At 51.6% G+C, this 6531-nt stretch carries 7 protein-coding genes, 1 pseudogene and 1 riboswitch; of the genes and pseudogenes, 2 read left to right on the top strand and 6 right to left on the bottom strand.

The window, feature by feature from the left end:
* Both ABEV15_RS12230 and ABEV15_RS12235 read left to right on the top strand, forming a co-directional pair.
* The coding region (locus ABEV15_RS12230) for a spore germination protein (protein ID WP_498853371.1) at positions 1 to 94 on the top strand (94 nt) is incomplete at its 5' end.
* Positions 95 to 106: 12 nt separating this feature from the next.
* Positions 107 to 181, top strand: a pseudogene (locus ABEV15_RS12235) (spore germination protein GerPB); the annotation flags it as partial.
* Positions 182 to 460: 279 nt separating this feature from the next.
* Positions 461 to 565, bottom strand: a riboswitch (SAM riboswitch).
* A 50-nt stretch (positions 566 to 615) separates the two neighbouring features.
* On the opposite strand, the gene opp4A reads toward ABEV15_RS12235, so the two are convergent.
* The 6 genes from opp4A to ABEV15_RS12265 all read right to left on the bottom strand — a co-directional run.
* Positions 616 to 2400 carry an oligopeptide ABC transporter substrate-binding protein gene (gene opp4A / locus ABEV15_RS12240; RefSeq protein WP_498853367.1) on the bottom strand — a complete coding sequence of 595 codons (1785 nt, stop codon included), beginning with the start codon at positions 2398 to 2400 and terminating at the stop codon, positions 616 to 618.
* Between the two features lie 13 nt (positions 2401 to 2413).
* On the bottom strand, positions 2414 to 3322 hold the full coding sequence (locus ABEV15_RS12245; protein WP_014195526.1) for an ABC transporter permease: 909 nt from the start codon (positions 3320 to 3322) through the stop codon (positions 2414 to 2416).
* Positions 3323 to 3343: 21 nt separating this feature from the next.
* Positions 3344 to 4312: an oligopeptide ABC transporter permease gene (gene opp4B, locus ABEV15_RS12250; RefSeq protein WP_429635477.1), complete on the bottom strand. Its 969-nt coding sequence runs from the start codon at positions 4310 to 4312 to the stop codon at positions 3344 to 3346.
* A gap of 18 nt (positions 4313 to 4330) precedes the next feature.
* Positions 4331 to 5149 (bottom strand): ATP-binding cassette domain-containing protein, encoded by an 819-nt coding sequence (locus ABEV15_RS12255; protein WP_498853368.1) that lies wholly within the window; start codon positions 5147 to 5149, stop codon positions 4331 to 4333.
* Positions 5136 to 6161: an ABC transporter ATP-binding protein gene (locus ABEV15_RS12260; RefSeq protein WP_498853369.1), complete on the bottom strand. Its 1026-nt coding sequence runs from the start codon at positions 6159 to 6161 to the stop codon at positions 5136 to 5138. The genes ABEV15_RS12255 and ABEV15_RS12260 overlap by 14 nt, the downstream gene beginning before the upstream one ends.
* 165 nt (positions 6162 to 6326) lie before the next feature.
* Positions 6327 to 6531, bottom strand: a 205-nt coding sequence (locus ABEV15_RS12265; RefSeq protein ID WP_498853370.1) for a transposase, incomplete at its 5' end; no start/stop codon positions are given.

Below are 6531 nucleotides of genomic sequence, written 5' to 3' on the forward strand. Positions count from 1 at the left end.
TACGGGGGACGGCTTGCATATCTACAATCAATATAGCAACACAAATACAAACGACCGCGATATTGCCGATAGCAATGTCGTTGGAAACGCCTAGCGAGGTGGGACGATGAATGTGTACGTTCAACAAACGATTTCTATTCACCAATTAAAAATCGGCTCGCTTACTAACTCATCTGTACTGTAAATCGGAACAACTGGAAAAGTACAACCGCTCGCCACATGGTGCACTTTTCCTTCCGTCGGCAAATCCGGACGGTCGACATGCACCGCCGCCTTAGAGTCAAACCGGATGAGCTCCGCCTGCACGCAGCGCATGACACAAACGGCGAACGCTGCGGCACGGAGATGAGCGGCCATGCAAGCGCGGAGCGAAACCGCCTCCTCCACTGTTTCTCCTTCACCTCCCATCGACAAAAAAACCCCTTTCGCCTCGGAATGATGCGAAAGGGGCCATGAGCCGTTCTTATCATCCAAAGCGAAACCGCTTTGCGGGTGTTAGCACCTTGCCTGCGGCAGGTTGCTGTGGGGTCATCAAGCCCGTTCTCTCGCCCACTCTTGATAAGACGTATACAATTTATCTTCTATCTTATCGTACATCATCAAAGGCAACAATCGTCATTGTTCGACTTCCGGTTGCTCGGACGTGACGCCGACATCTTTCCACGTCAGCTTCGAGCTCGGGTCAACCGTAAAGTTGGCGACACGGTTGTTGACGGCATAAATGACCGAACGATACAACGTCGGGATGACCGGCACTTCTTCGTTCATCAACTTTTGCCATTCACTGTAAATTTTCCGACGATATTCTTTGTCAAACGCCTGTTCGGAATGGCCTTTTTCCAACAGTTCATCGTTTTTCTCATTCACCCAGCGCGAGTAGTTGAACATGGCGTCGCGGCCGTACAATCCGTACGGGTCGACGTCCGTTCCAGTTCCCCAAGCGGCGGCGTAGACATCCACTTTCGGATCGTCTTTTTCGACCATATCGTAGAAGGAGTTGAACTCCGCCAAGCGTCCGTCTACAAGCTGAACATCGAGGCCCACATCTTTCCAGCATTGCATATAAAATTTGGCCAGCGGTTCAGCGATGTCCCCACCGCTCATCGCCAAGAAGTTGATCTTGAATTTTTTACCGTTTGGATCTTCGCGGAGGCCATCGCCATCCACATCTTTATATCCCGCTTCATCCAGCAATTGTTTCGCTTTTTCCGGATTGTACGTATATCCTTTGATGGAACTGTCATGATAGCCCGGGAACGACGGCGGAATGAGCGTGTTCGCCGGGAAGCGCAAGCCATGATACAGGCGGTCAGCCACCTCTTGGTTGTTGATGGCATACGCCATCGCTTGGCGCAGTTTTTTGTTTTGGAATTTCGGATTGTCCATTACGTTTTCCTGCTTTTTCGCATCCCAATGGCCGAGTTTAAAGCCAATATAGTTGTACGCCAAATCCACTTTACCGATGAACTGAATGTTTTTCGTCCCTTTCGCGTTCAAATATTGGTCAGTCGGGAACTCAGCGACGTCAATTTCGCCTTTTTTCAGCGCTTGCAGGACGACTTGCGGGCTGACGACTTTCAAAATGACGCCTTCCAAGTTCGGTTTGCCAGCCCAGTAGTCATCATTGCGGACAAACTCTACCGACTCGCCCGGAACGATTTTCTTCACTTTAAACGGACCGAACCCGATCGGGTTTTTCCGGATTTTATCCGATTTCGCCAAGTCTTTGATCGGAATGTCTTTCAAGTAATGCTTCGGCAGCGGATACGCCCAAATGCCAGTCAACACCGACGGATTGGCCTGTTTCCATGTGATCGTCAACGTCTTTTTGTCGATGACTTTAATGCCGGAAATTTTATCCGCTTTGCCGCTGTGATATTCTTCCATCCCGACGATCCCTTGGATGAGCGCATCGCCATAACGGACGCCGGTGTAATCTTTATGGCCGATGACCAAATACGCATACTCCAAGTCTTCAGCGGTCACCGGCTGGCCGTCATGCCAATTCACATTGTCTTTAATACGGATTGTCATCGTCTTTTTATCATCCGACAACTCATACGTGGCAGCCCCATCATTTGTAATTTCATAGTCACCGTTCGTCCGGAAAAGCGACTCGTCAAAAAATTGCAAAATCTCTGCGTCGGGCGCTCCGGTGTAGAATGCATAGCTGAGCGTCCCTTCAAACGGCGTATCGGACACAAGGCCGTATTTCAACACGCCGCCATCGATGATTTTCCCGTCGTTTTTCACCGTCATCGGGAATTTGCTGATGTCTTCCTTCTGAGCCGCCGGTTTTTCGTTATTGTTGCCCTTTCCGCTCGTTGTGTCGGATTTGCCCGTGCACCCGGCGAGCACGAGCAAGAGCGCGGCGAGAGCCGCCAGCCATTTTCTCTTCACATTTTCTTCCCCCTTATCCTAGTCGTTGTCTTGCATCAGCCGCACGTTTCAGCGCTTGGCCGATGAAATTTATGCACAGCATCATCACTAAAATAAGCAATGACGCAGGCAACCAAACCCACCATTTGTTTTGCAAAACATCCGGGTTGGTCGCATAGCTGACCAACGTCCCTAAGCTCGGCGTGCTCTCCGGCAGCCCGAAGCCAAGATACGTGAGCCCGGACTCGATGCCAATGTTGCCCGCCAAATTTAACGTCAAATTGACGATAATGATCGAGCTGAGGTTGGGCAAAATTTGAAAAATAATGATTTTCCAATCTGGCGTGCCGAGCGTTTTTGACGCGCTGACATAATCCAGCTCGCGCTCGGCCAGCGTTTTGGCGCGGATCAGCCGGGCTTTGCCCGTCCACAAAAACGCGCTCATGATCAAAATGAACGTCAATACATTATATTTAGGCACAATGGCGACAAAAACAATAACGAGCATCAAAAACGGCAGAACGAGAATGAAATCGATGATGCGCATAATGACATTGTCAATCCAGCCGCCAAAATAGCCGGCCACCAATCCGACAATGAGGCCGATCGCCCCAGTGATGAGCGTAATGGCCAGCCCGATCGTAAACGAATTGCGGGCGCCGATGATGAGCTGGCCAAACACGTCGCGCCCTCCGTAGTCTGTGCCAAGCCAGTGTTCCGCTGACGGCGGAGAATAGATGGAAAGAAAATCCACTTTCACGATTTCCTCTTGATCCAAAAAGAGCGACACGCCATAGACGATCGACAAAAGGATTCCTAAAATGATGAGCGAACCAAGCGCGAGCCGATCCCGAACCACCTCCCGCCACATGATCGAAAAGGCGGAAGGGCTTTTCTCGATGTTCGCTCCGGCCGGTGTTGGGCCGCTGATTTCCGCTTTCATGTCAGCTACCTTCCTCCTTCCCTACTCAATCCGGATGCGCGGGTCGACCGCACTCAAAATGATGTCCGACAACAGCGTGCCCACCAGCGTCGCCAGGCCGGAAATCATGACGAGCGCCGTCACGACGCTGTAATCCCGCTGCATAATCGACTGCAAAAACAGCTGGCCAACCCCCGGATAGCTGTAGATCGACTCCAAAAACACGGAACCGCCGACAAGCCCGGTGATCTCATACCCTAAAAACGCCGCGATCGGCAAAAACGCATTGCGCAAAATATGGCGCCAATAGATGTGCCGCTCCGGCACGCCTTTCGCCCGCGCCGTTTTCACGAAATCTTTCACTTTCGTATCGACGATTTCGCTGCGCAAATATTGAATCGTAACGACCGTATTGATGAGCGCTCCCGACAACGCCGGAAGCATGAGATGGTTCAATTTGCTTAAATAGTAAGCGAGCGTCCCTTCCTCGACCTGAACGTCCACGCTGCCGCCGGTTGGAAACCAGCCAAGGTGAAAGCCGAAAATAAACAGCATGACCAAAGCAAAAATGAACAGCGGCGTGGCAAACCCGAGATAGCTGTAGCCGACGACTAGCTTATCAGCCCATGTATCTGTCCATCGCCCCGACACGATGCCAAGCGGAATGGCAATCAGGTACGTCAAAATTAAAATCGCCGCCGACAGCAACACCGTATTCCCGATCCGTCCGGCCAGCAGATCAGTGACCGGCTGCTGGTGGGTATAGGAAAGGCCGAGATCCCCTTGCAGCATGTTTTTCACCCAACGGATGTATTGAATATGTACCGGATCATTCAAGCCAAGTTTTTCCCGCATTTCCTCAAGCGTCTGCGGATCCATTTTCGGGTTGGTCGCCAGCTGTCCCGTCAGCGCATCGCCCGGCATCGCCTTCGCCAGCAAGAAAATGAGGACGCTCAGCAAAAACAATTGTGGAATCATAATGAGGATTCGCCGTAAAATAAATTTCAGCATCTTCCCGTCCTCCCCTCTTTACGGAATGGCCACCGAGTGCGTCGGCGAAATCGGCTTGAGCGGGTGAGCCCGGCCGTTTGCATCAAAATAGCGGGAATACGACTGCTCATACTCTTTTTCCACTTCGCGGCGAAGCACCTCCTGCCGGCCGCGGTACATAATGCCGATGCGGTCGCACATATGCCGAATGATCCCTAAATCATGGCTGATGAACAAATACGTCAGCCCGTACTCCTGCTGGATTTCTTTCATGAAATTCAACACTTGCGCCTGCACCGACACATCAAGCGCCGACACCGGCTCATCGGCGATGATGAGCTTCGGATTGAGCGTGAGCGCCCGCGCAATGCCGATGCGTTGGCGCTGTCCGCCGGAAAATTCATGCGGATATTTGTAAATCGACTCCGCGCTCAAGCCGACCCGCTCTAAAACGTATTGCACCTTCTGCCGCTCCTCTTGCGGGGACAGGCGTTCAAAATTGCGGAGCGGCTCGGCGACAATGTCGAGCACACGTTTGCGCGGATTGAGCGAAGAATACGGATCTTGGAAAATCATCTGGATGTCTTTCCGATACGGATGAAACTCGCGGCGGCGAAGCTTTGTCAAATCCGTCCCTTCAAACAGCACTTCCCCGGCCATGGCGCGGATCAAACCGATAATCGTGCGCCCTGTCGTCGTCTTGCCGCAGCCGGACTCGCCGACGAGCCCGTACGTTTCCCCTTTGTTCAGCGTGAAACTGACATCGTCCACCGCGCGGACATGGTCGACCACCCGGCGAAAAAAACCGCCGCGCACCGGATAGTATACTTTCAAATGGTTGACGTTAAGAAGCGCCATGGCCGATTCCACCTACCTTTTGATCATCGGGAAAATAAAAATGTTGGTAACATGTGCAACGCACCCAGTGCCCCGGCTCCACTTCCCGCAACTTCGGATCCGATTCGTGCTTATCCTCCCCAATCCAGCTGATGCGCGGCTGGAAGCGGCAGCCGCGTCGCGGCAGTTTATGCAGCGGCGGAACAATCCCTTGGATGACGTGGAGTCGTTCCTTTTTCGTCTGCGCAGACGGGATCGACTGCAACAATGAGCGGGTGTATGGATGAAGCGGACGGTGAAAAATGGTATCGACGTCCGCTAACTCAACGATTTCCCCAGCATACATGACCGCCACACGGTCCGCCATTTCCGCCACCACCCCCAAATCATGCGTGATTAAAATAATGCTCGTTTTCATTTGCCGCTGCAACTCTTTGAGCAGCCCTATGATCTGCGCCTGAATCGTCACATCAAGCGCCGTTGTCGGTTCATCGGCGATGAGCAGGGCGGGCTCGCAGGCGATGGCGATCGCGATGACGACCCGCTGCCGCATCCCCCCGGACAACTCGTGCGGATAACGGTGGTACACCTTTTCCGGCTCCGGAATGCCGACTTTGCGAAGCAAGACGATCGTTCGCTTCTTTTTTTCGGCTGCTGACAGCCGCAGATGGTAATCCATGCTTTCTTCGATCTGCCGGCCGACCGTCATGAGCGGATTGAGCGCCGTTAACGGATCCTGAAAGATCATCCCGATTTCTTTGCCGCGGATGCGATTGAGTTCGGCAACGGAGAGCGACAGCAAATTTGTCCCTTTAAAGTGCAGGCGCCCCTCAATTTTTGTCTTTTCGGGCGGGTGGAGACCCATGATCGACAAAGCGAGTGCGCTTTTGCCGCAACCCGACTCCCCGACGAGAGCGACGACTTCGTTCTCTCCGATCGCCAGCGAAACGTCGTCGACCGCCGCATAATAGTCATCACCGATGCGGAAAGAGACTCGCAGCCCCTCAATTTCCAGTAACGTTTGCTTTGCCAATGTGTCCTTCTCCCTTTTGTTAGTATTAATAAATTTTAGACTATATATAATATTTAGATAATATTCTATCATTTTTTTTTGTAAATTCAATATTCTCTATTATTTTTTCTCGTAAATTCAAATATTTATAGAAAGGTTCATCACCAAAAGTTGTACTTGCACCTGTCATGAAAGTATGTTAGCTGTTTCTAGCCGAACCCACAATGCAAAACGCTGGATATTTCTGTATCCGTATCCCCGATGTTTCATCAGCTTGACCTTGTTATTTGTTCCCTCCATTTTCCCATTTGAATAAATGGAGCACATTTCTTTCATTGTTTTCATATGATTGGGTAAGGGAAAGAATGAAGGAAAGGACGATGGCCATGCC

Origin of the sequence: Bhargavaea massiliensis (genome assembly GCF_050480245.1) — a bacterium.
Lineage (GTDB): Bacteria > Bacillota > Bacilli > Bacillales > Anoxybacillaceae > Anoxybacillus.

Excerpts from the sequence above, each read along its gene's own strand:
- ABEV15_RS12245 (WP_014195526.1), bottom strand. The coding sequence starts at position 3,322 with ATGAAAGCGGAAATCAGCGGCCCAACACCGGCCGGAGCGAACATCGAG.
- opp4B (WP_429635477.1), bottom strand. The coding sequence starts at position 4,312 with ATGCTGAAATTTATTTTACGGCGAATCCTCATTATGATTCCACAATTG.
- ABEV15_RS12255 (WP_498853368.1), bottom strand. The coding sequence starts at position 5,149 with ATGGCGCTTCTTAACGTCAACCATTTGAAAGTATACTATCCGGTGCGC.